Source organism: Deltaproteobacteria bacterium, assembly GCA_020845775.1.
GTDB lineage: Bacteria > Bdellovibrionota_C > UBA2361 > SZUA-149 > JADLFC01 > JADLFC01.
This window is the reverse complement of record JADLFC010000028.1, coordinates 60900-84778: the sequence shown is the minus strand read 5'-3', so window position 1 is coordinate 84778 and position 23879 is coordinate 60900. Positions and strand designations below refer to the sequence as shown.

21 protein-coding genes and 1 tRNA gene are annotated in these 23879 nt (G+C 48.2%); 3 read left to right on the top strand and 19 right to left on the bottom strand.

Annotated elements, in window-relative coordinates; genetic code table 11:
• The first annotated feature begins 134 nt into the window (after window positions 1-134).
• Window positions 135-1238 (top strand): glycosyltransferase family 2 protein, encoded by a 1104-nt coding sequence (locus IT291_02015; GenBank protein MCC6219996.1) that lies wholly within the window; start codon window positions 135-137, stop codon window positions 1236-1238.
• A 71-nt stretch (window positions 1239-1309) separates the two neighbouring features.
• Here the strand turns inward: IT291_02015 and IT291_02010 are convergent, their stop codons facing one another.
• From IT291_02010 to IT291_01965, 10 genes are all read right to left on the bottom strand, one after another.
• On the bottom strand, window positions 1310-1930 hold the full coding sequence (locus tag IT291_02010) for a hypothetical protein (GenBank protein ID MCC6219995.1): 621 nt from the start codon (window positions 1928-1930) through the stop codon (window positions 1310-1312).
• A 245-nt stretch (window positions 1931-2175) separates the two neighbouring features.
• Complete coding sequence (gene mdoH, locus IT291_02005) at window positions 2176-4044, bottom strand: glucans biosynthesis glucosyltransferase MdoH (GenBank protein ID MCC6219994.1); 1869 nt, start codon at window positions 4042-4044, stop codon at window positions 2176-2178.
• Window positions 4041-5642, bottom strand: a complete 1602-nt coding sequence (locus IT291_02000; GenBank protein ID MCC6219993.1) for a glucan biosynthesis protein — start codon at window positions 5640-5642, stop codon at window positions 4041-4043. The genes mdoH and IT291_02000 overlap by 4 nt, the downstream gene beginning before the upstream one ends.
• Before the next feature lie 608 nt (window positions 5643-6250).
• Window positions 6251-6323: transfer RNA gene (locus IT291_01995), tRNA-Ala, on the bottom strand.
• 9 nt (window positions 6324-6332) lie between these two features.
• Entirely contained in the window at window positions 6333-7229 is an 897-nt protein-coding gene (locus IT291_01990; protein MCC6219992.1) for a M23 family metallopeptidase, read from the bottom strand.
• A 185-nt stretch (window positions 7230-7414) separates the two neighbouring features.
• Complete coding sequence (gene recN / locus IT291_01985; GenBank protein MCC6219991.1) at window positions 7415-9100, bottom strand: DNA repair protein RecN; 1686 nt, start codon at window positions 9098-9100, stop codon at window positions 7415-7417.
• 29 nt (window positions 9101-9129) lie between these two features.
• The gene (locus IT291_01980; GenBank protein MCC6219990.1) at window positions 9130-10029 is read right to left on the bottom strand and encodes an NAD(+)/NADH kinase; all 900 of its coding nucleotides are present in this window, start codon (window positions 10027-10029) and stop codon (window positions 9130-9132) included.
• Between the two features lie 26 nt (window positions 10030-10055).
• A complete protein-coding gene (locus tag IT291_01975) occupies window positions 10056-10583 on the bottom strand; it encodes a hypothetical protein (GenBank protein ID MCC6219989.1) in 528 nt (175 codons plus the stop codon).
• A gap of 12 nt (window positions 10584-10595) precedes the next feature.
• Window positions 10596-10952 (bottom strand): NADH-quinone oxidoreductase subunit A, encoded by a 357-nt coding sequence (locus IT291_01970; GenBank protein MCC6219988.1) that lies wholly within the window; start codon window positions 10950-10952, stop codon window positions 10596-10598.
• A gap of 21 nt (window positions 10953-10973) precedes the next feature.
• On the bottom strand, window positions 10974-12293 hold the full coding sequence (locus IT291_01965) for a hypothetical protein (GenBank protein MCC6219987.1): 1320 nt from the start codon (window positions 12291-12293) through the stop codon (window positions 10974-10976).
• Between the two features lie 182 nt (window positions 12294-12475).
• Here IT291_01965 and IT291_01960 point away from each other — a divergent pair, with 182 nt between their 5' ends.
• Together IT291_01960 and IT291_01955 are read left to right on the top strand one after the other, a co-directional pair.
• Window positions 12476-13702, top strand: coding sequence for a 4-hydroxy-3-methylbut-2-enyl diphosphate reductase (locus IT291_01960; GenBank protein MCC6219986.1), 1227 nt, complete (start codon window positions 12476-12478; stop codon window positions 13700-13702).
• Window positions 13703-13737: 35 nt separating this feature from the next.
• A complete protein-coding gene (locus IT291_01955; protein ID MCC6219985.1) occupies window positions 13738-14199 on the top strand; it encodes a tRNA (cytidine(34)-2'-O)-methyltransferase in 462 nt (153 codons plus the stop codon).
• Here the strand turns inward: IT291_01955 and ftcD are convergent.
• The 9 genes from ftcD to IT291_01910 all read right to left on the bottom strand — a co-directional run bounded on the left by ftcD (window position 14188) and on the right by IT291_01910 (window position 23875).
• The gene (gene ftcD, locus IT291_01950; GenBank protein MCC6219984.1) at window positions 14188-15216 is read right to left on the bottom strand and encodes a glutamate formimidoyltransferase; all 1029 of its coding nucleotides are present in this window, start codon (window positions 15214-15216) and stop codon (window positions 14188-14190) included. The genes IT291_01955 and ftcD overlap by 12 nt on opposite strands.
• Window position 15217: 1 nt before the next feature.
• Window positions 15218-17317, bottom strand: a complete 2100-nt coding sequence (locus IT291_01945) for an O-antigen ligase family protein (GenBank protein MCC6219983.1) — start codon at window positions 17315-17317, stop codon at window positions 15218-15220.
• Window positions 17299-18183, bottom strand: coding sequence for a hypothetical protein (locus IT291_01940; protein ID MCC6219982.1), 885 nt, complete (start codon window positions 18181-18183; stop codon window positions 17299-17301). The genes IT291_01945 and IT291_01940 overlap by 19 nt, the downstream gene beginning before the upstream one ends.
• A 34-nt stretch (window positions 18184-18217) precedes the next feature.
• On the bottom strand, window positions 18218-18769 hold the full coding sequence (locus IT291_01935) for a 50S ribosomal protein L9 (GenBank protein ID MCC6219981.1): 552 nt from the start codon (window positions 18767-18769) through the stop codon (window positions 18218-18220).
• A gap of 5 nt (window positions 18770-18774) precedes the next feature.
• Complete coding sequence (gene rpsF / locus IT291_01930; GenBank protein MCC6219980.1) at window positions 18775-19188, bottom strand: 30S ribosomal protein S6; 414 nt, start codon at window positions 19186-19188, stop codon at window positions 18775-18777.
• A gap of 55 nt (window positions 19189-19243) precedes the next feature.
• The gene (locus IT291_01925; protein ID MCC6219979.1) at window positions 19244-21340 is read right to left on the bottom strand and encodes a sodium-translocating pyrophosphatase; all 2097 of its coding nucleotides are present in this window, start codon (window positions 21338-21340) and stop codon (window positions 19244-19246) included.
• A 193-nt stretch (window positions 21341-21533) separates the two neighbouring features.
• Window positions 21534-22160, bottom strand: a complete 627-nt coding sequence (gene pth / locus IT291_01920) for an aminoacyl-tRNA hydrolase (protein ID MCC6219978.1) — start codon at window positions 22158-22160, stop codon at window positions 21534-21536.
• A gap of 42 nt (window positions 22161-22202) precedes the next feature.
• Window positions 22203-22850 carry a 50S ribosomal protein L25 gene (locus IT291_01915; GenBank protein ID MCC6219977.1) on the bottom strand — a complete coding sequence of 216 codons (648 nt, stop codon included), beginning with the start codon at window positions 22848-22850 and terminating at the stop codon, window positions 22203-22205.
• 74 nt (window positions 22851-22924) lie between these two features.
• The gene (locus IT291_01910) at window positions 22925-23875 is read right to left on the bottom strand and encodes a ribose-phosphate pyrophosphokinase (GenBank protein ID MCC6219976.1); all 951 of its coding nucleotides are present in this window, start codon (window positions 23873-23875) and stop codon (window positions 22925-22927) included.
• Between the last annotated feature and the right edge of the window lie 4 nt (window positions 23876-23879).

The window sequence follows — 23879 nt, the reverse complement described above, 5'->3', positions numbered from 1 at the left end:
TTCTCGTAGTAGTTGCATGTTTAACTATTGAGCGCAGTTCTCTTGCTGGGCTTTTTAGTGTTTTTCGCCTGCTGCCTAAGGCTCTCCGCCAACGAAAAAGTTTATTTACAAAACGCCGCGCGAGTAAATTATCTATGTCGAGGCTTTTTAGCGATAAACCGCTTTCAGAACCCGCGCTAAGTTCCACAAGAAGTATTAACCCCGTAAATGCGCTCCACATAGTTATAATTAACTTCAACTCAGGCGAGCATCTATTGAACTGCCTTAACAGTGTCGCCGAAAGCATATCCACATTAAGCGCCACGCTCGATGTTATGGTAACGGTTATCGATAACGCCTCGACTGACAATAGTGCGAAAGAGGCGGCAAGTAAGTTTGGCGCTAGACAGCGTTTTAATTTTCACTTACTGCCTACGAATTTAGGGTTTGGCGGCGGCATTAACAAGGCTTTGGAAGCCGACAACTCGGCGGCAGCACTAATATTAAATCCCGATGTTAAAATTTCAGCTGACTGCATTTTTAAGTTAATAGAGGCTCTGGACAATTGCGATAACCTCGGAGCAGTTGCGCCACTTCTTAGAGATGAAGCGGGAAAAATCGATGAGCGATACTTACCGAGGCGCTTTCCAACGTTGGGGTCTACAATTGCCGAGTTGTTCTACTTGCATCGGCTTTTTCCGGCAAACCCTTGGACAGCGAGCTATCTTGGAAAGGACGATTATTGTTTTTCTAAATATTTTAGAGAAGCGCTGTTCCCTGAAGCTTCTAAAGTCTGCCTATCGAAAAATCCCTTTCTGGTTGAGCAACCAGCTGCCGCATGTTTAATGGTAAGAGCTGCCGCGTTTAAAGCTATTAGTGGCTTTGACGAGCGATATTGGCCAGCGTGGTTTGAGGATGTAGATTTTTCTAAACGCCTTCTTGAGAGCAATTGGCTCTCGGCATTTCTAGCTTCCGCTCGAGCTATCCATGCTGGCGGCCATAGCCTGAAATTCATCACCAACGCTCAATTCGCTCACATCTGGTACGGCAATATGGCGAGATACTGGAGAAAGCACGCAAGTCGCCGACAGTATTCGGTTTTTGCCAGCGTGCTCCGCCTTGCCATACTGCTGCGTTCGGGAGTGAACCTACTATGGGGACTCTGGCAGTTTGCCACCGGCCGACGCGGCGCTTCGCGTCGCGCGCTTAATCTGGCTAAAGCCCTTTTGCGTCGAGCGATTTCACCGTTTTCGCAATAATTAACGTGCCGTTTGACGAGAATTAGAAGCTTAAGGGACGTGCGGATTACACGCCCCCTAATGCTAATTAACTAACGAACATAGAAATCTTTACGGGCATACCCACCGCTTAGACTGTCAGACAGAGGAGGAAACATGTTGTCTTTCCACATTACCGCTCCACTGGTTGTTGTTACCTTTACGTCATACTGCCTATAAAAAATCCTAGTGTAGTAGCCGGTCAGAGGCACGGCTGTCTTGGAATACAGGTATGACCTCGTCACATCAAACCAATACAATGTCCCAGTTGTTTTTACATACTTGGCCTTGACGTAGTCATATAACCAAATATATCCCCATACGTTAGTATACACTCCTGATGCCTTTGGCATCATGGACTCTTGCTGAGCCTTTACCTGCGGTCTTATAAGAAAATAAGCATCGGATACCATGTCTAACAACTCAGCGTCATCCTCCTTAGACATGAGCTTGTTTAGTGCAACAACTGAGTTGTTTGTGTTTCCTGCCTGCACTACTTCAATTACTTCCTCCAGCGCAGCAACCTTATCGCCAGTTGTCAGGTTCTGAGCCTCCCTCAATATGTTTATCGCCTGCTCTCTCTTAGAGGCAGTATCAGGGCCAGCCTTTGCAGGTTCGACACCCACAAAACCGGACACTATTAACAACAACGCTAACAAAAGTCCCTTCTTCATACTAACTTCTCCTACTTCTTAACTTCTAACTTCCTCCACTTCTAAACATATCCAACTGTGCTAGAGTTCTTAGCTTTCTTCCAGAACACACGGTTAATAATGGAAAGATAAAAACTTTTCTAACAAACAGGAATAAACGCCTATCCTTGGCTAGATTTTGAAGTGGCGCAGCAATTTAGCGCGAAATATCTTTTTTTGTCAATTAACCAAGCGTTCCTTGCACACCTCCACACGAAAATTCGAATCTAATTTACAAAGAGCGGATTTGTGGGCATCTCGGCCCTCAGTTCCATAGGGGTATAATCTTCGACAACGACAGCAGCGAAATTGAGGTCTTGTAGGCGCAGTTGGTTGCTGTGCACTTTGGCTAAAATCCCAGGGGGAGAAATCTCCTCTGGAACTAACAGCAGGCCATATCTCTTACTTAATTCTCCCAGATATGGACTGCTAACCGCCCATATGAGTATGGGCGACAGAAGCATCCCTAGTAATATTGGAGCAATCCACACTAGCTCTGTCGGACTAATTAACCCTAGAGTTATCGCCCAGCTAAGTCCAACTAAGCCAATCCATCCCGAGCGCGAAAGTGCTAGCGGAAAACTAAGCCCTAGCGAATCTCTTTGCTGCACGTCCCAGGTTACGGTTCTCCCTAAAAGCGTATTCACTACAAACCACGAATGAAACATCATCATGGTAGGCGCAAACAATGTAAAAAAAAGCGTCTCGGCCAGTGCACTAAACAAAATATTGCTAACGCTCCCAAAAGAAAGTCGCGAAATGCGACTCTTTAAATTGAGAAATAGGGCACCAACTTTCGGGCCAAACAGCACTAAGACCGTTAGGAGGAACAGATACAACGCGTCCTCACCTCGCGATATTGGCCAAGTGGGAAAAAGCTGATGCTCGGAGGGAAAGTATTCGTGAACTAGCAGTGCCTCTAATATCGCATCCAAACTAGAGGAAAGCAGCAGCAATAGCCATAGCGGCGAACTAATGTAAGCAAGCGCACCCAAAACAAAGAATGTTCTACTAGATACGAGCAGCTCCGGGCGAAACAAAAGTTTAAGGTGCTGAATATTTCCTTGCGACCATCGCTTATCTCGCTGTAGATATTCTAAAGGAGTCGGCGGAACTTGCTCAAAAGATTCAGCCAACCAAGGAATTAAGTATACGCCCCAACCGGCGGAGTGGAGCAATGCGGCTTCAACAAAATCATGGCTAAGAATCTGCCCCCCGAAAGGAGCGCGACCCGGTAGCTCACCCAAGCCACAGTGACGGCGGAATGGTTCAATGCGAATAATTGCATTGTGCCCCCAGTAATTTGAATTAGAACCGTGCCAAAAAGCTGCCCCGTAAGAAAACAACGTGCCGTATAGTCGCGAGGTAAACTGAATTAGCCGGCCAAAAAGAGTCTTAGCAAATATTACCTTGGGACTGGTCTGTAATAGCGCTGCTTGGGGATTGGCCTCGAGCAATGAGGCAAGCTCTACAATGACTTTCCCAGACATGACGCTATCCGCATCTAGCACGATCATCGACTCGTAATTAGCGCCCCAGCGCTCCACAAAATCCTCTATATTCCCCGCCTTTCTGCCAACATTGTTCTGTCGATGGCGATAATAAAAGTTATGACGACCTTCTCCTCTTAGCATCTTGCATAGCGAAGACTCATGGGCTACTAGGTCCGCATCGCGCGTATCGCTTAGGACAAAAAAGTCAAAATGCTCACTAGCAGCGAGTTCTGTTAAATCCTTAAGCTCGTCATACATAGCAGCCATTGCGCCAAACACCAAAGCCGATGACTCGTTGTACACTGGCATTACTACGGCATGGCGCTTCTCTAACTCCTTACCCCGGGACCTAAGCGGAAGCCTTCGCTCCAGAACGAAGGGATTTAGGCGAAAACAAATGACAAAAAAACCCGCAACTGCAATCCAAAAGGGCACACAGATCCAAGTAAAGCATGACACGAACAGTAGAAATATAGGGGCTTGCAGCCAGGATATATCGACGCCCTGAAGAATGTAGGACATCCGAGAAGCCATCCAAGCACTGGATGCCACGACCAGGCACCAAAAAAAGACCGAACGACCGCGAGTTATAATTTCGTTCATTCGTCCCAAAGGTAAAACCATGTTTCACTTAGAGTTTCACCGCGAAGCGTTAGCGTGAGTCTCATGTCAACAGCAGTATCCACATCTCTTATGGCCACGAAAACCACTCGCCAGTCCCCGGTTAGCTCATCCTTCTGAATAGTGAGATTGCGAAAGCTTCCCTTAGACAAAAACAAGTTCGGATGAAGAGGCTGATTAGCTCCCAGGCCCTTTAATTCAGAACCAGAAAAGTCGACCAAATAACGCCTGGCGATTTTTTCTTCATCAGCCGTAGAAAACTCAGTCTCTGCAAGAGACTGGGAAAGGGTGCGCTTAACCTGCGCGACATCGGAGTTAACGGCATCGCGTCCGGCAGTAATGCGATATTTCAGTTTTAGGGGCCGATCCACTGTGTCTTGTGGCACCCAATATGCCACTACGTTGTCATTTGACTCGAACTTGCTAGCGATCTCGACGAGCTCAACCGAGCCCGCTCCCCAAGGCCCTTTCGGCGCAATCCAAAAATCCGGGCGATTTTCGTAATGAGTCTCTAGGTCGAGATAATTTTCATAGCGCCTATCGCGCTGCACCAAACCAAACCCTTTAGGATTAATGTCGAGATAGCGCGTAACGCGCACTCCTTCCCCACGGCGAATCAATGGTCTAACTATCCACTCTTTGCTGGTGCCAGTTAGCATCAGCAACACATCAGAATCGTGAACTTCAGGCCGATAATCCCCCTGATCCCGAGCATCCGCTTCGCCGCGCAAAAACATGCTCGTAAGCGGCGCAATGCCCATCTTGCGACTTTGATCGCGTGGATACAGTGTCGCCTGGCAATCGACCGAAGTTTGCTGTCCCGGATGGATGAGAAAACTATAAGCTCCAGCCACACTGGCACTATCTAACAAGGCATAGAGCGTAAGATAGGTATCACCGGCCCGAGGCTTAACTAGCCAATAGTGCGAAAAATAGGGAAACTCCTCTCCGCGTGGCTCCGCGGTATCGACCGCCAAACCCCTAGCGGAAAGGCCAAACTGATCTTCTCGCCCCACGAGGCGAAAATACGATGCCCCCAGAAAAACTGCCACATCGTCGTAAACATCGGCCTTGTGCAAAGGATGGGTAATTTTCAAACCTGCAAACTTCTCGATTTTAGTGCCATTAACTTTTTTTTCCACACGCGGATCGAAGGTGAAAAAATCGCGCGAATAACTTATTTCCTGGACTTTCTCCCCATCGACTTCAAATATGCGAACTGGCACGGAAAACAAAAAACCGAGGTGAAAGAACTGCGCTTCAAACAACGCCTGGCCCCTCCAAAGAGCTTTATCAGCATTGAAGCGAATCATGCGATAGTCATCGTAGCTAAGGCCAGCTAGCGAACTATGCACACTTGGCGGCTGATGGGGCTTGCGAGATAATTCTTCCGCCATTTTTTCAACGTAGGAAAAATCCACCGGAGCTGCTACGGCCCTCTCGGCCCAGAAAAAGCAGATGCCCCAGAGAAAGAGCTGCGCCGGGCAATAAAACATTAGCGCCCCAATACTTCTTAGCGATCTAACCACCAGCTCCCAAAGCCCTTCGCGTTGGCGCAGTCCGCTGCCAATCTCATCCATATTGTTTCGTGGAAATTAACAGAATGTATCTATTACTGATGAGGGTGCCTTCCATTATCCACCAGGCCCCCAAGCAGTGTTCTTTCGAGAATCGAGATCGCGAGACAACCTGTAAGACTAGACAAACTAACCGAGCCCCAGGCCTCTTTTGGTTTCCCCTCCCGACATTAATCGCGTGGAATTATAGTAGGGAATTTGGCAAGCCGCAAGCTGTCGAGCGGCAAACATGAGGCTTTTTTTACAGTCCGAAGCAATTGCCCCTCCCAACGCCTCGTCGCCCCTCTGCTCCCTCCCCCTCAGCTCTACCGGAGCCACCGAGCCACGAGGCCAAGACAAACACGCCATAAACCACTGTTTTTTCAATGACTTAACAGCACGAACTTCAGGCAGTTTAAAGTATCCCAATAGCTCCGAGGGTAAGTTCTGGAGCTAAAGGCACGCTGGCAAAGTGAGTTTGAGGATCCGCCAAAAATTAATTGGATGATCGCCATTAAGCCTAAGTCTAGGTTCTAGTTTTATTGAGTTTTCTGCACCTAAATACATCTTGCTCCTAAAGCCTGGTGATTTTAGTGCTCTGCAATATGTCGTAATTTCAACGACTTAAGGATTGGAGCCGATGGGGATCGAACCCACGACCTCATGACTGCCAGTCATGCGCTCTCCCAGCTGAGCTACGGCCCCTTAAAGGATTTACTGAATGCTTTTTAATAGCGAGGCTAAACGCATGAAAGGAAAGGGATTTCTGGCCTTCCCCGCCAAACGAACCTCGTAGTGTAGATGTGGCCCAGTTGAGCGTCCACTGGAGCCCGATAGGCCTAGCTTATCACCGCGCGATACCTTAGCGCCCACCTTAACTAAATAGGACGACAAATGGGCATATCTAGTTTCAAATCCATTCCCGTGATCTACAACCACCATTCGCCCATAAGATCCCTGATAGCCAACTACGACCACCTCGCCATCCGCAGAGGCGTAAACCGGAGTCCCACTCGGTAGCGGAATATCTACGCCATGATGCTTATGACTCCTGTGAGTAAAAGGTGAGGTTCTCTTGCCATATCCAGAAATCACATTCCCATAATGAACGGGATAACCAATAGGGAAATAGCGCAAGCGAGCAAGCTCCCGCTCTATCAGTTCTAGCGAACCCAACTCGCGCACGTTCACTTCCTGGTTAGCCTCAATTCGCCTCAACTTATTTGTAGAATACGTCAAGATAGCGGCATCCTCATCGCCACCACCAAGTCCATTAGAAACCCCCTGCTCGTTAGCTGCGGGTTTAAAATTCTCCACAACGTCGGCATGCAACACAGAATCGAGAACCGCATCGAGTTCCCTACCCTTCTTGTAAAGGTTTTCCTCGTAAACTCTCGCGCGTTCAGCCGCACTTGCTAACTGAGTAACTACTTTTGAAAACTCCTTCTCCGAAATATACTTCGTGCGACTGCTGTCGATACTTAGATTTACTAAGGCAACTAAACTAAAGCAGCTAACGACTACCGTAAGCACCGCGCCAATAAAACGCGGTGTAGAAATGTTAGAAGCCCCATTTGAAAAAAACTCTCCAATGGTATCGAAAAATCTCATCTCCCTCCCTAGAGCTAGGAGCCATTGCGGCATTTGCCGCATAGGCCCACCTATATTACTCGGTAACTCACTAACAAAACGCGAGTCAAATAAGGCATAGCAACTAAACTATCAAAAAGCAAATTGCTAAACACTAGCAACACAATCGGAAATTATCGCCCTCCTTCGACATGAGTCATACTCCGCTACTCCGACAGAACCTCAGCATTGAAGCCAAGCAACTTCATAGCAGACTGCTTAAACTCCTTGGTCACGCGCTTTCCCGCCAGCATACGCGCAATCTCGTCGACACGTGCAGAGTTCGACAAAGACGACACGGAAGTTCGAGTTTCGCCGCTAGCGGTATCCTTGCGTATGACAAAGTGATGCTCGGCTAAAGAAGCAATCTGTGGCGCATGAGTAATAGAGATAACTTGGGAAAACTCAGCCACTTTCTTTAGCTTCTCGCCAACTACGTGAGCCACAGCACCACCTACACCAACATCAATTTCATCAAATATCTGCAGTGGTGCACTCTCCCTTTCGTTAATGATAGTTTTAAGCACTAGCAAGATTCGCGACAATTCGCCACCAGAGGCAACATCAGCTAGAGGGCAAGCTGGCTGGCCAGGATTTGCCGCCAACAAAAAACGCACATAGTCGCGGCCAAAACGCGACGACTCTTGGATAGCCGAAACTTCCACAATAAACTTCGCCTGCGCCATATTTAGCTTGCATAGCTCCGCCTCAACGACCCTTGAAAGCGCCTGAGCAGCCTTGCGGCGCTCTGCGCTTAACTCCTTCTCAAGTTTCTTTAAAACTAGATCCTTCTGCTCTAGCTCCAAACGCAAATGTTTCGGATCGCTCAACGTGCCACTAAGCTCGGCAAGTTCTCTCTCCCAGTCTTCGCACTGCGAAAGTATTTCATTAATGGCCTTCCCATGCTTTCGCTCTAGCCTCCCAATCTCAGCCAATCTATCGCGCAGATTTTCAATTCTTGTCGGATCCTCTTCTAATTTAGAAGAGTAACTCTGCAAAAAGAAAAGTACTTCGCCTATATTTGCTACCGCTGGCTCAATTAACTCCACAACCTGAGCCAATGTGGGATCCTTCTCAGCTCCCAAAGCGATCCTTTCCTCCAATCGCGAAAGCTGTGCACATATTCCCGATGAATCATCTTCGAGCAACAGCGAAGCTTCGCTACATACTTCAGCCAAAAGTTCGACCGAAGACAGTTTCGCGACTTCAATCTCTAGTTCTCGGCGCTCGTCCCTCTTTATGTCAAGGCGCCGAATTTCCTCCACCTGAGCAGACAACTGCTCAACGCGCACTTGCATATCAGCACTCTGCCGCTCTAACGCTCCTAACTTGCGGCTAGCCACTCCCCAATCGCCATAGGCTTCTGCAACCTGACTCAACAAATCATCGCTAACGCCAAATTGATCTAAAAACTCCCGATGGCGCTCCGCACTAACTAACAAATGGGCCTGGTTCTGCGCAGTAATATCGAATAAAAAGCCAGAAACGCGCTGCACGCAATTTGCCGTAGAAAGCCGTCCATTGATGTAAAACTTACTGCGACCGGAGCGATCTAGAATTCTTCTAATAAGCAAATCATCAGCATTATCAATATCGATATCGAGTCCCAAATCCTCCTCGAGCTTAAAACTCTTTCTAGCACGCTCGTCCAACACAAAAAGTGCCTCGACCTCGCAAGCCTCCGCACCTTCGCGAATCAAATTACTCGACGATCGCTTTCCCCCTAGTAACTCAATGGCCTTTAGCAACACGCTTTTTCCAGCGCCAGTTTCGCCAGTAATGACGTTTAAACCCGGCCCGAACTCGACCTCCAGCTCTTCGATGATTGCTAAATTCCTTATCCTTAAAACCAACAGCATTCTTATCCAACACAGTTATCGCGTTAACGCGTAGCCCACTTGAGTTTACTCGCCAACACATCAAAATAATTCCTAATGGAGGATTTTACAAATCGCACCGAACGAGCCGATCTCCTCACCTCTACCTCATCGCCACTGCAAATTGCCATTCCCTCCTGCCCATCAATAGTTAAATAGACCTGTCCTCCATCGGCAGAAGAGTAATCTAGCACCCTAAATTTTACCGAAAAGCTGTCCGGCAAAACCAAAGGGCGACTAGCTAATGCATGTGGGCAAATCGGAGTAACTAACATTGCCTGCACCTGCGGATGCACAATAGAGCCACCGGCCGCCAGGGAATATGCCGTGGAGCCACCAGGAGTAGCAACAATTACACCATCTCCACGCATCACGCCTGCAAACTTGTCGTTCGCATAAAACTCCATATTAAAGAGCCTTGCAATCCCCTCCTTAGTGATCACTATGTCATTAACTGCAACAAAACTGCGGCTTGTTTTACCTCCACGCAGTAAACGGGCTTCAAACAATGCGCGAACTTCGGACGTCGACTTCCCCTGCAAGAAATTATCCACAACAACACAAGATTCCTCAGGACTAACTTCCGCCAAAAATCCCAAAGTGCCGACATTTACTCCGATAATAGAAATCGGCCGCTCCCCAGAAAGCCTCGCCACTCCTATAAGTGTTCCATCGCCGCCAATAACAACAACTGGATCGCATTGCGAGACGATTTGCTCACGAGAAACTGCATCTGAAAACTTATTCCCAACAGATTCGAGTATTGGCGCGTCAAGCGATACATTGGCGACATACTTAACTCCATTCGCCATCAAGAACTCTACTAAGTTTTTCCCAATATCTCGCGCTCGCTCGAGCCTGGGATTTACTACTACGCCAACACTGGTGTGCTGCTTATTCGACATAGGCAGTTAAAGAACATCTACGAGGTTTATTCAGCGCCATCTTCTGAAAGTTCCTTAGCAATTGCTGAATTAATTTTTCCTGGTACTGCCGTAACCGAATCATAAACCGACAACACCTCTTCCCGTGCTGGCTCGGGCAATGCACTAGTTATGTGAACTGGTTCATACCCGGCCATGGAAATAGCCGCATTGCCAACAACATAGATTGCATATGGAGGCCATATGGCAATCGCGCCGACATTCATCATAGTCTTGCCGATTCCATCGCCATAAAACCATCGCTCACCACTATCCCTAAGGACTTCGCTAAGCTCATCCGGTTCTAAAGGCTGTTCCTTGCCACTAGCAAGTCCAGATAGCGTAGGGAAAGCTGTCTTCTCTATTTCATCTGTCCGAGAATGAGCCTCACTAAAATTTCGCCCTCTCGATGCACTCCCAGAGCGTGCTGGCGCTGCAGAACTAATATCGCCCAGCATCGAGGCACAGGCGTTGCAGAACAAAAGCGACAACACCCACAAAAAAGGCGCTCGTTTCCTTAGCACTAGCATTTGCATAGCTAACGAGTCCTATGTCCAGTCCAAAACGCCGCGCTTCCAAACATAGGCCAATCCCAACACTAACACCCCCATAAAAGTTACCATCGCCAAGAATGCCGACCAACCCAAGCTCTGCACTTGAACTGCCCAGGGGTACAAAAATACAATTTCCACATCGAAAAGAATAAATATCATTGCTACTAGATAAAACTTGACATTTAGTCTATCAGCAAACCCTCGACTGGGCACAGTGCCACACTCAAAAGGATCGTCCTTAATTTCAGAATACTTGCGCGGTCCAATTGCTATTGCCAAAACAAGTGTTACGAGCAAAAACCCTGCACACAACAACATCATCACCACAACTGAAATGTATTCGTTAAGCACTGCCTCTCTCCTCGGTATCCCTTACCTTCTAAATTCTCCGTCCATCCTAGCCATGAGCAACAACAAAAGCGCAATGGCAACAACGGCTACCACTACAAATGACCAAAGGATAAAGCCGCTTATTTGTCCAGAATCTTCAACCACACCGGCTTGCTTTGCAGTGGGGTATGCCAGCATGGCACGCGGTGCAGCACCGTCCAGCGATTTTTCGGATTTGCCAGCAGATTTGCTTTCTACATCCGCCGAAATTTTTGCCTCAGTTTTAAGCGGCTTAACCTCCTCCACCTTTCTCTCCTCTGGCGAAATAGATGCTTTATTTGCGTCATCCGTTGTCAAACTAATACTAGGCTTCTCGGTTGCCACCGCTTCTCGTGAACCGTCAGACTCTAGCGACTTAGCTAACAATACATCCAAAGGCTCTTCACCATCAGCCTCCACCCAAGACCGCATCTGAGCCGGCTCCGCCGAAGGCGACTGCGCAAGACTGGAGCCTTTCAGATCTGCCTCTTCCGCTAATGGCGGAGCCAGCGGCTTGTCGCGCGATATTAATTCCGGCTCCTTTTCTTCCTCTTCCTTTTTAGAGACTCTTCCTGCTGCCACTTCCTCGGCGGACGCGGACTCTGAATTTTCTTTAGCCACTGAGTCCTTAGGCTTAACTGCTCGCTTAAGCTCTATATCAGCTTTCACCGCTACCTCTCGTTTCTCACTCTTAACCACGCTAGATGAGCGGATAAGGCTACTACTAGACTTACTCGGCTCTGCAACAAAACCGGTCTCAGAGGACGAGAGACTAAAAACAGTGCCACCAGCGGCGACTGTGCGGTCTGAAGCAACTCCGGTATCGGCCATAGCTAGAAGCGAGCTGTCGTCAAGTGGCTTAAAACCAGAAAAAGCGTTGGCGTGCTCCCGACTAACGGCTAACTCTTCCAGTGGCAAGTCTCTAGCTATGAGTTTGCCGCGTTCTAGCTCGCGAATCGACTTAATGGATGGGGCAACAAGGCCATGAGAAGGGGCCTCAGCCCTAGCCGCTACTGACGTTTTTGTAGATAGATTCTCTGACTTCGAGAGCTCACTTACTTGGGTAGTAGTACCGACTACACTCCCGCCAATATTTATGATAGTGCCACCTACGCCAAGACTGCTCTCACTTTTTGAAGTAATATCCTTCTCCTCCACCGGAGAAGAACTATCGCCCCCCGTAAATGCAGCTGCCCTCTCCCGCCCATCGCCAAACATCTCACTACACGCCGCTACAAAAACCAGAACTACCATCAACGCCAGAAAGACGAGGTTGTCGAGAAACCAAAAAAGATCCTTCGAGCTAGTTCGATATTCGCGCATTGTGCTTACTCCTACCTATACTCAGTAATTACGACAGAAAAGACAAATCCACTTCTACACCAAAAGGGCCATTATTTCCACCACAATTTACCTTAAAGGTCGCTGTTTTCTGACACGCAGCAAGTGTGCTAATCTAGAGTGTCTGCTTAAGCCAAATTGCTAACCTAAGAGAGCTTTTGTTAATGTCACGACAATTTGATATACCTACCTCCTACCGCTCATCTGAGCTTACCGCAATTAAGAGCACATCTTCATTAAGCAACGACGAGAGGCGAAGTTTTAAACCAATAATTCTTGATTATTTAACGGTAATTTTTAGCATTGCTAGGCACTTTGGCTTCTGCTTTGGAGTCAACAATGCCATTGAAATTGCTCATCGAGCGATAGAGGAAAACCCGGGTCGGAAGATATATCTCTTGGGAGAGATGATTCATAATCCGGAGGTTAACGATGATCTATTAAAGAGAGGCGTTAAGTTTATAAGCGCATGTTGCGAGCAGGATCTTTCTATGTTATCCGCGGACGACATTGTAATTGCTCCGGCTTTTGGGGTTACATTGGAATTACAGGAGCGCCTAAGAAGGTGTGGCGTAGTTAAGTCGCACTACGACACTACTTGTCCCTTTGTGCGAAAGGTATGGAAGCGAGCTAGGGAATTGGGCGCTAGTGGTTTTACGGTAATAGTTCATGGCAAGCGCACTCATGAAGAAACCTTGGCAACCTTCTCCCACAGTCAGCCGGCTGCGCCAACACTCGTAATTCGAGATTTGGCCGATTCAAAAAAAATCACTGACTTCATTAGCGGAATTCTGTCCAAAGATGAATTTCTCTTGCATTTTAAGCCGAGCATGTCTAGGAATTTCGATCCCGATATACATTTAAGGAAAATCGGCGTTGTAAATCAGACAACTATGTTAGCAAACGAGACTAAACAGATTACTGCGGCGCTTCGGCAGGCATATTGCGATGTTTTTGGCGAAGATAAAATTGACGAACATTTTGCCGACACGCGAGACACTCTCTGTTACGCCACAAACGAAAACCAAAACGCAACTAAAGCTTTAATTGAGCATGGCGCCGACATCGCCATAGTAGTGGGCGGCTACAACAGCTCGAATACATCACACTTAGCCGAGCTCTGCGAGCAGGCCGTTCCAACTTTCTACATCCGGGATGCAAGCGAGATTTTAGACGCTTACACAATTAGGCATTTCGACGTCAAAAATGGCTCTATCGTTCAAAGCACAAACTGGCTCGACTACACACCTCCAGTGCGAATAGCCATAACTTCCGGTGCTAGTTGCCCAGACTATCTCGTAGAAAATGTGATAAAAAAAATACTAAGGTTTTTTGAGCCCTCTACCGCCGAGCAACCTCTTTCCACATATATACAGGGTTCAATTGCATGAGTGGCACAGTGTCTGCCGATGCAAGCGCAAGCAGCATGAATATTGTTCTAGTCGCACCTCTAGTGCCGCAGAACACCGGAAGCATTGCGCGGTTAACGGCCGCCACTAACTGCTTACTTCATCTAATTGAGCCATTAGGATTTAAACTTGAGGATCGCTACCTAAAGCGGGCTGGCTTGGATTACTGGCCAGAAGTTAGGATGCTTGTTCACAGTAACTGGGATAAGTTTTTAGCAGCGACTCAGGCAGCAGCAGAAAAGATTTGGCTGTTTAGTTCGCATGCAACGACTAATTACTGGGACGTAAAATATAGCTCCGGCGACTACCTAGTTTTTGGCAACGAAGGGTCAGGTCTACCGCAACACCTGCACGAACTCTACGCTAACCACCGCTGCCTAATTCCCATGGATAACCCAAAGGTGCGTAGTCTTAACCTTGCCAACGCAGCTTCGATAGTCCTTTACGAGGCTCGCAGGCAACTTAGCTTAGATCACTAGATCGTGCGCTCTACAGACCCGTTCTAAAATGCGCTCCTCTGGCACAAACTCGGAATGCAAAGAAAGACCTAAGCTCTTAATGGCGAGTGTTATCAATTTATCGCGCTTTACCGGTGACTCGTTATAGCCTCCTAATCTTGCAAAATACTCTCCTGCCAGCACCATCGCCTCCTCGGGAACCAGCCCCACGATCTCGCTGCCAATCACCCTAACACCAAACTCGCTCGCTAGCGTCACGCACCTCTCAAACACCTGATGCAGCCCTGCCACCCTAAAATCGGTCACATTGGTAGACACCTGACAGCAACCATACCCTCGCATATCCCAACCAATAGCTTTTACGGTTTTCAATGCCCCCGACTCGCGCTGACTTCCGGCCTGGGCGTTCGTGCCCACTACGCGGCCACTCTCCCTTAAACGCGCAGCGATTTTTCGAGCTATACCGACATTGGACGTATGGAGACTAACGTTAAACGCAATGAGCACGGGTCTAGCCCCTATAATGGTAGCACCAAATGTCCTATGATCCCTATTCGGTCCCTCATCGGAAACTAGCGAACCGTTGGCAAATCTTGCCGGCAGTTCTAGAAAACCACCACGGCGCAAGCTGGCTAAATCTCTACCAACTCGCTCCGTCGCAGCCTCTCCGTAATAGAAAACGGGAATCTGCAATTCGCTAGCAACTCTTTTCCCTAACTGGTGCGCTACCTCTATACAAGCAGCCCTGAACTCACTTCGCAGATACACAAACGGACAAACATCGACCGAACCAATGCAGGGATGTTCACCAGAATGCATCTCCATATCAATTAGAGCCTTAGATCGCTCATATAACCTAAACGCGCCTTCCAAAACAGCATCGGGTTCACCTAGCATTGTTATTACGCTGCGATTAGCATCCGGATTGGGATCGACGTGCAGCAAATGGACACCTTTAACGCTCGCTGCATAAGAAGCAATCGAGTCTATCTTGCCGCGATCCCGTCCATCGCTAATATTGGGAACACACTCAATCATATTACCTCACATCGCACGCACTTTCGGGCCATCGAACCTGAACGCCCAGCCAACGCGCATCACCTGATGAATTATATTTTCTCGGACTCCACAGTCTATCGACTTCTATAGTTAATAGAATATTACTAGAAACACCCCCTAGCTCGCCGCCAAGCGATACCCTCTGCCATGCAGTGTCAGTTAGCCGGGCGCTGTTCTGAGCAATGATGCTCCGCGTGCCCAGAACTGTATTTTGCCAGATAAACGTGACCGCCACCGGATTTTTAGCTAAATCTGGGTGCGCTGCCCGAAATTCCATTCTTATTGGGCTGTTACTCTCAGGACAAAATACGAGATTCGCCTTCCCGGCTGTCCAAACTACCACATCGCCCTCACCTCGTTCTCCCTGCTCAGCACCATAAAACCCTTTATGCCGAAAGCGGGCATTATCTGTCCAATCAAATTTCGCCGCATAAGCAATTAAAAGAATTAACATGGCGCAATATATCGACACACTCGATGCAATGACCATGCGACTACTAGTCATATCTAAAAACTGCCCATCTCCGCGCTGAAGGCCAAAACCAAGCAACGCCGCGAGCAAAAAATGCACCTCCTCGAAGTGAATGTGCGGGCCAGTAAGGAGCAAAATAGGAACGATTATAGAGATCGGACGGATGAGGCCTGTCATGCCTATAGAGACGCCGTCCGTAACAGCATTCTCCGAGCGGCTTGCTCCAAAAACGCCGAGGCCGATTAGACAAAAGGCCATTACAACGGCTACAATACCAGCAATACCTTGCTCAGCTAAAACGTGTAAATAGTAGTTGTTGGCGTTATCCTGCCAGCCTTTTAGCTCTATTCCCAAATCCCTTGCTGCTGCAGGAACGGATTGGAGAAAAGCCCCCATGCCGATACCAAACGCGGGAGATTTTAAAAAAAGCTCCGCTGCGATTCTTGCAAATATTAGGCGACTGCTAAACATCTCCTCAGCCGTGTCCCAGTTAAGGGTTTTTAGTACTCGCTGCACACTCGCCATGCCAGAAGCGCCCGCCTGTAATCTTTCATTAAGCGATGGATAGCCAAAAATCCCGACAATAGCCGCTAAAGCTAACAGCCACATCGAGGAAACAACAATGCGCCGCGCAGGTTTCGAAGTAGCAATCGGCAGGAATTGTTTACACCCGAAGTATGCAAGCCATAAAGCGACTCCTAGCCAAAAGGTCCGAGAGCCAGACCAAAGAGAAACTCCAAATAGGGTAACGGCGCCAAGCGCAAATATGCTGCGTTGACTTAAACGCGCAAGCGATGAGCCAACAGAGCTCTCGCCCTCTAAAGAGCGATTTGAAAAAGCCTTCCACAAGAGAATCGGTACGATTAAAATTGCCATAATGCCAAGAGAATTTGGATCCGAAAAACTCGCTCCATAACGACCGGCATAAACCCAAAACGCCGAACGATTAAAGGAACAGGCAGTATGAAACTCTAGCACCTGGCAAGCTCCATAGCCCGCGGCAAACATAGCTCCCGTTAGTAGACCAAGAACAAAGCCTTGTTCGCTAGTTACCTTCTTGTCACGACAAATAAAAAAACAGAGCAACAGCGCTATTACCCAGGTAGTTAGCGACTGCAATGCCTCTAGCCAAGGTTCGGCGTTTGCCGTGAGATAGTGATACAGGCCGGAAATTTTTCCAAAGGCAAGTATCGATGCTATGCGATATTCGTCGAAAAAAAACCAAACCGATTGCCCAAATCCCAACACCTGGGAAACAGCAATCAGCGCAATTCCAAGTAATGCGTATTGTTGGCGCAATGACAGGCTTTTGAGGAATGAATCTCCAGAATTAGAAGCACCTTTAAATCTAAGGGTTTTTGCTAAAAGCCAGCCAAGCATGTACACACTGACCGCACCTCTACCAAAAACTGGCACAACGCAAAAAGCAAAGCCTAGGAAGAAGTAAGCCAGGCCGTCTCGCCAGAAATTAAGCGAGAATGCAATCGCGAAAATGGCAAGACAGGAAGGGATTATAAAAGCTGGTAAAGTCGCGAGTTTAAGAAACGAGGATAAAACACTAATAACAAGGGCGATAATTACCAAACACTTTATGGATTTGTCTGCCATGATGGACGACCTGTAAACTCAATCATACGAGCATAGCGGCTCTCGTCCTTTCCCTTATCTGTAACCCACAATTGGATGTCCTCTGGTAAAAGTTTTTTTGCAATTTCGACTGGCCCTCCCTGCAAAAATTTCCTTAGCTGCTCTACCGCCGGATTTATTTCGCCGGGATGCGCTAACAGCACTAGCCCCACTTCGCCGGTAAACCCCGTAGGTCCCTGTCGAATAGTTCCCAGGTAAATGTCAGAGGCTGTTTTTGTTATGTCCACAGCAGAAATGTCCTGTCCACCCAGAAATCGCACCCCTGTATCGAGGTGTTCGGACTGCGTCGCCTCGCCGACGCCACCTACTTCCTGAACATACAAAGCCATGAATTCTTTGGGCTTCAACAAAAGCGAGAACGAGTACCAACCACCAGGCCGGATGTTAATCCTATCAAACGTAAACCAACCGCCGCTTCCGCTTTTCCCCTTTACATAAACCTCTGGACGCATAGAAGTCTCCAAGGAGCGAAGTGCAATAGCCCATCCTGGATACGGGTGTTCTTTAGAGGCGTATTTAGAAATAATGTTGTGTCTAAATCCAACGGTGGGTAGCTGATCAAAGCGCACGACAAATGAAAGGAAAAACGCCCTGTCCAGCTCGGGATCTAGGCCCTGGTCAGATCTAACTACCGCAAAAGAAGTTCCGCCTTTTACCGATTCCGGCTGAAACTCCTCAACTCCTTCGCCAGATTGCAAATCTCGCGCCGCAGTTCTAGTCGAAACGCCTAACGAACTATCGAATAACGAGAAAATCGCACAAACGCTGAGCAGTATCGGCAGAAAAAAGCCAAAGAGCATCCCTAGGATAATTCTAAATGTATACACTTAATGACTCACTCGAGCCGATACTTACAGGATACTATTCAGCAGAAGTGTCGCCTCCTTGAGCGTCCGATTGCTTCCTCGCAGAGGCATCTAAGCGCGCCTTCACGTCCTCGACCGCCTCATCTTCATCCTTGCTACTTACTGCTAGCGGCACTACATTTACAGTAACTACAGACTGAACTTCCGCGTGAAGCTTTACAGCCACCTTGTATTCTCCGACTCGCTTAATAGGTTCAGCCAAAAGAACTCTACGACGATCGACCTCAAACCCCTTACTGGCAAGCTCTCGCGCAATGTCGCGGGATCCAACCGAGCCGTACACTCTACCACCCTCTCCAACGCGCAGTCCCAGCTCAACTGCTATTGACGACAAACTAGCAGCTCGACCTTCGGCATCGGCCTTTAACTTCTTCTTCTTAGCCTCAATTTGCGCCTTTTTGTGGGCGATGCTCTTAGCCTTACGAGCGTTGAACTCCAAGGCTAAACCTCGTGGAATTAGATAATTTCGCCCAAAACCTGGCTTCACAGTTACTGTGTCACCAATATCGCCGACTCCTACGACATCGTCAGTTAATATTACTCTCATCTATCTCACCTACTAATCGATTCTACCTGCCCAAACTCATCTGCATCCAAAAACTCCTCATCCCCCTTAATGACGTCAACCAGCTCTTCTTCAAGCTCGTCTTGCAATCGCGCTGTAAAATCAGGTGCATATTTATCCTTGCGCACGCAGAGGAATCGTACAACCACCTCGCTAATTCTAAACTGCCTCTCCAGTTCGGCTACTAAAGAGTTATCGCCGTCAAAAACCATCAAGACGTAAATGGCAAACTCTTTTTTGTTAATTTTATACGCCAATCTCCTCCTTCCCCAAATGTCGAGCTTTTTAACTGCACCACCGCGACTCGCAATAGTGCGCTCAACTTTGGCGATCTCATCCTTGACCCCGTCGTCGCTTAGGTCTGGATCCAACAAAAGTACCACTTCGTAATCTCTTTTCATACCATGCCTCAAAACAATTAATTAAGTAATATTGTTAAACTATTAATACTAACGCTTATACCAACAGGGGTGCAATAACTAGAGCAACTATTGACATGAGTTTTATCAAAATATTCATTGCCGGACCAGAAGTGTCCTTAAACGGATCACCCACAGTGTCTCCGATTACAGCAGCCTTATGTGAATCACTACCCTTCTTTTCGCCTTCAATCGCTCCGGATTCAATGAGCTTCTTTGCATTATCCCAGGCCCCGCCGCTATTTGCCATAAAAAGAGCTAAGACAACGCCAGTAACTAACGAACCCGCTAGCATGCCAGCCAATGCCTCCGCTCCCAAGAAAGGACAAAAGCCAATTGCTACCGGCACTATAACGGCAACCAATCCAGGTAAAATCATTTCCCTTAGCGCTGCTTTTGTGGATATTTCCACACAACGCGCATGATCGCCAGTAACGCCTTCTTTGCCTTCCAACAAACCTGGAATTTCCCGAAACTGACGGCGAATTTCGTCTACCATAGAAGAGGCGGCTTTACCTACCGAAGTCATGGTGAGCGCAGCTATGATGGCCGGAATAGCAGCACCAATTAACAAACCAACTATTACCTTCGGATCCGTAAGACTTACCTTAAGGCCCCCAACTACCGGCACTGCCTGCGTATAGGCCGAGAAGAGAGCAAGTGCGGTAAGTGCAGCCGAGCCAATCGCAAACCCTTTACCTATAGCGGCGGTGGTATTGCCCAAGCTGTCGAGTTTATCTGTAATAGCCCTAGTCTCCGCACCTAAGCCGGCCATTTCTGAAATGCCTCCAGCGTTGTCAGCAATAGGACCATAAGCATCCACGCTCATAGTTACGCCAACAGTAGCCAGCATTCCCACAGAAGCTATTCCAATGCCGTATAACCCTGCAAAATAGTCCGCTACAATAATAGCCAAACATATGCCAATAACTGGAGCGCCGACGCTCAGAAATCCAACTGCCAAACCGCTAATGATGTTGGTTGCAGAACCCGTCTTTGACGCCTGTGCGATTCCAAAAACAGGCTTCCCGGAGGTATAGTATTCTGTGAGCAAGCCAATAGCTATGCCAGCGACCGTTCCAGCGAACACAGCTGCATACACAGCCATATTTACGCTCGTAACTAGAAAGTAGATAAAAGACACGACTAAGAAGATTACCGCTGAGTTAATAGTAGCCTGTCTTAACGCCCTAGCTGGATCGCTATCCTTAAGAGTCTTCATCGAATTAATTCCAACAAGCGAAGCAAGCAAGCCAATTGCAGACAAGGCCAATGGGGTTCCCATCAGGACAAATCTATAGGAGTGCGGGCTATCGCCTAGCTGAAAGCTTGTAAGTTTTGCGAGCCAGTCCTGTGAAAGCGTTATGGCAATAACAATCGTAGCTACTATTCCGCCAACATAGGATTCGAAAATATCTGCTCCCATACCAGCCACATCGCCTACATTGTCTCCCACGTTGTCTGCAATGACACCTGGGTTCCGCGGGTCATCCTCTGGAATCCCAGCTTCGACCTTGCCAACCAAATCGCTTCCTACGTCAGCAGCTTTTGTGTAAATGCCGCCACCGACGCGCGCAAATAGCGCAATCGACGAGGCTCCCATTGCAAAGCCAGAAATATTATTTAGCGCTAGTTCTGAGCCGCTTAAAAAATAATAGGAAAGAAAACCAAAATAGTAAAACAGCACACCCACACCTAAGAGTCCAAGGCTAGCAACAGCTAGACCCATTACTGCGCCGCCGCTAAAGGCGGTATAAAGTGCCTGTGGTTGATTCTTTTCAAATGCCCTTGCAGCCGTCCGAACATTAGCCTTAGTTGCTGCCAACATACCGGCAAGCCCAGCTCCAACCGAGCATGCAGCGCCAAGAAAAAAGGAAAATGCAGTTTTAAGACCAAGCGCCGGAGTAACCGAAATCAACAAAAACACTACGACGACAAAGATCGCCAAATAACGCCCCTCGGCAGTGAGAAACGTTCTCGCGCCAACCGCAATGTGATCTGAAATGTCTCTCATCTTTTCGTTTCCGGGCGCCTCCTTAATGATGCCTTGATACAGCTTATAGGCAAAAAGCACACCTAGGATAGCAGCGAGAGGTGCGACCGCGCTAATAAGGATTGCAATGTAATTGGACATTCTGGATAATCTCCCCTTTTTTTTATAAAGCTATTATATGTTTTGTTAGTTACAAAAATCTAAGGCTCTGCCATTAGCGGCGATGTAAGCCGCTCGCTCGTTCTCGCCAGCGCCGCGCCAGCGAGAACGGCCTCCGACACTACAACCGGCCCACCGGCCAGTTGTTTAGCACACCTCAAATATCAAGTCACGCCTATCTAGCATGTAATCTCTGCTGCGCCGCCAGTACGCCCATTTCTATGATACAGCACGTGGCGTCGGTCGCTCTACAAACTGCGTCACTTAACAACATCCGCTCTTCCCGACTAGGAGCACTCAACACCCAATCTTTAACATCGACTACCTTCTTTGCACCCGAGACCTCGCCTCCGGAGTTAGGTTGCCTCTCTGGATGCCCAATGCCGACTCTTAGGCGACAAAAATCTCCCCTGCCTAAATGCCGCATGACGTCCTCAACACCTCTATGTCCGCCGCTCGAACCGCCCTGCTTAATTCGGACTACGCCTGGGGCAAAATCTAAATCATCGTGAATGATTATTAGCTGCGAGTAGTCGATTTTAAAAAAACCACACACCGCCGCTACTGGCGCACCGCTTTGGTTCATAAATACCTGCGGAAGAACCAATATCACCTTATGCCCAGCAAGCGAAATATTTGCCAAATTGCAATTAAATTTCTGCCTCCATACGACCTTTTCACCCCGACCCTCGACCAGAGCCGCTAAGGCTTCAACCACCCAAGCGCCCACGTTATGGCGGGTATCGGCATATTTCCTGCCTGGGTTTCCCAAGCCAACCACGGCAAATAATTGCTCTACCACTACTCGCCCTTAGTGCACGTAAACCTAGTCGATTTAAAAAAACTAGGAACTGCCTTTTGCCTTAGCAGTCTCGCTAGTGGTTCCTGCAGCCTCTGGCGTTGCCGGGGTCGCTGGAGCCTCTTCAGCTTCGCGCTTTACTATAATGCTTACAATGCTAAGCTTTGGATCGCTAATCAACACAACATTTTGCGGCATAGCAATATCGCCCGCTTGAATCGAGTCGCCAGCCTCGAGTGCGCTGATATTGACCTCAATAAATTGAGGTATTTCACGTGGTAGACATTTTACGTCGATCTCGTGCGCCACGTGATTTAATACTGCATTGCCTAACTTAACAGCCTGACAGACTCCTAATAGGTGAATTGGAACCGTAGCAACGATCTTATGATCTTCAGTCACTGCTAAAAAATCCACATGCGTTACGCGGGATTTAATCGGCTCAAGCTGCACATTCTTTAACAAAACAGTTAACCCATCGAGCTCCTTTGACTTGCTCTTTAACGTATATAACTGCGTAGTGTTCGCAATATTAACTCGCTTGCCAAAGTGAAGCCCCTCTATTGCTAGACCTCGCGCTGCCTGCTTTTCGCCATAAACAACTCCAGGAATATATCCTTCCCTGCGAAGTTTCCGAGCCACGGACTTCCCGGTTTCTTCTCTATGTTCGACCTCGACTGTAAGTGGTTCCACTCTCTTAATCTCCCCTGATTGTTCTATAACGCCGCTCTCGCGCGGCGCAATTATTCATAAAAATCAAAAATCCCCTAATCCTCAAAAAGCACGCTCACCGAATCTTCCTTGTGTATGCGGGCGATGGCCTCTCCTATTAGGGGAGCAACGCTAAGCTGAACGATGTTGCTATCCTCGCCCTGAAGATCCGGATGATAAATTGAATCCGTAACAACGAGTTTGGTAATCCTACTTTTGGGAAGTTTTTGTTTTGCCTTCCCCGACAACACCGCGTGTGTCACGCAAGCGCTTACCTCAATAGCCCCAGCCGCGAGCAAAGCATCGGCCGCCTTCATCAGCGTTTCACCGGTATCAACTATATCATCTACTAAAACTGCCACCTTGCCCCTAACATCGCCCACCACGTTCATCTCTGCAACCTCATTAGGCGAGATGCGCCTCTTGTCAATTATCGCCAAGTGGGCATCGCCTAAGCGTTTGGCGTAAGCGCGCGCGCGCGACACGCCTCCGGCATCCGGAGAAACCATACACAGTGAGTCGCTGGGATAACACTGGCGCAGGTATTTTAGGTGCACCGGCATAGCGTAGAGGTTGTCGACCGGGATGTTAAAAAAGCCCATAATTTGACCAGCGTGCAAATCCATTGTCAAAACTCGCTGTGCTCCTGCTGTAACCAACAAGTCCGACACGAGTTTTGCCGTAATTGGGACGCGAGGCTTGCTCTTGCGATCCTGTCTCGCGTAACCGAAATACGGAATAACCGCCGTAATCCGCATGGCGCTCGCCCGTTTCAAGGCATCCAAGATAATGAGCAGCTCCATGAGGTGATCATTTCCAGGTGTCGAAGTGCTTTGAATTACGTAAACGTCATCGCCGCGAACATTTTCGCCAATTTCAACGCTTAGTTCTCCATCGCTAAATCTGCGAATGTCACAAGCCCTTAGCTCGACGCCTGCGGATCGCGCAATACTAGCCGAAAGCTCGCGGTTAGATCGCCCTGCAATAATGGAAAAATGACCTCTCATAATA

Bases quoted from the DNA above. Each gene is read 5' to 3' on its own strand.
- IT291_01975 (MCC6219989.1), bottom strand. From the start codon at position 10,583: ATGCAAATGCTAGTGCTAAGGAAACGAGCGCCTTTTTTGTGGGTGTTG.
- IT291_01965 (MCC6219987.1), bottom strand. From the start codon at position 12,293: ATGCGCGAATATCGAACTAGCTCGAAGGATCTTTTTTGGTTTCTCGAC.
- ftcD (MCC6219984.1), bottom strand. From the start codon at position 15,216: ATGATTGAGTGTGTTCCCAATATTAGCGATGGACGGGATCGCGGCAAG.
- IT291_01935 (MCC6219981.1), bottom strand. From the start codon at position 18,769: ATGAGAGTAATATTAACTGACGATGTCGTAGGAGTCGGCGATATTGGT.
- IT291_01990 (MCC6219992.1), bottom strand. From the start codon at position 7,229: ATGAGATTTTTCGATACCATTGGAGAGTTTTTTTCAAATGGGGCTTCT.
- mdoH (MCC6219994.1), bottom strand. From the start codon at position 4,044: ATGAACGAAATTATAACTCGCGGTCGTTCGGTCTTTTTTTGGTGCCTG.
- IT291_02010 (MCC6219995.1), bottom strand. From the start codon at position 1,930: ATGAAGAAGGGACTTTTGTTAGCGTTGTTGTTAATAGTGTCCGGTTTT.
- IT291_01955 (MCC6219985.1), top strand. From the start codon at position 13,738: ATGAATATTGTTCTAGTCGCACCTCTAGTGCCGCAGAACACCGGAAGC.
- IT291_01945 (MCC6219983.1), bottom strand. From the start codon at position 17,317: ATGGCAGACAAATCCATAAAGTGTTTGGTAATTATCGCCCTTGTTATT.
- IT291_01910 (MCC6219976.1), bottom strand. From the start codon at position 23,875: ATGAGAGGTCATTTTTCCATTATTGCAGGGCGATCTAACCGCGAGCTT.
- IT291_01925 (MCC6219979.1), bottom strand. From the start codon at position 21,340: ATGTCCAATTACATTGCAATCCTTATTAGCGCGGTCGCACCTCTCGCT.
- IT291_02015 (MCC6219996.1), top strand. From the start codon at position 135: ATGTCGAGGCTTTTTAGCGATAAACCGCTTTCAGAACCCGCGCTAAGT.
- rpsF (MCC6219980.1), bottom strand. From the start codon at position 19,188: ATGAAAAGAGATTACGAAGTGGTACTTTTGTTGGATCCAGACCTAAGC.
- IT291_01960 (MCC6219986.1), top strand. From the start codon at position 12,476: ATGTCACGACAATTTGATATACCTACCTCCTACCGCTCATCTGAGCTT.
- IT291_01980 (MCC6219990.1), bottom strand. From the start codon at position 10,029: ATGTCGAATAAGCAGCACACCAGTGTTGGCGTAGTAGTAAATCCCAGG.
- IT291_02000 (MCC6219993.1), bottom strand. From the start codon at position 5,642: ATGGATGAGATTGGCAGCGGACTGCGCCAACGCGAAGGGCTTTGGGAG.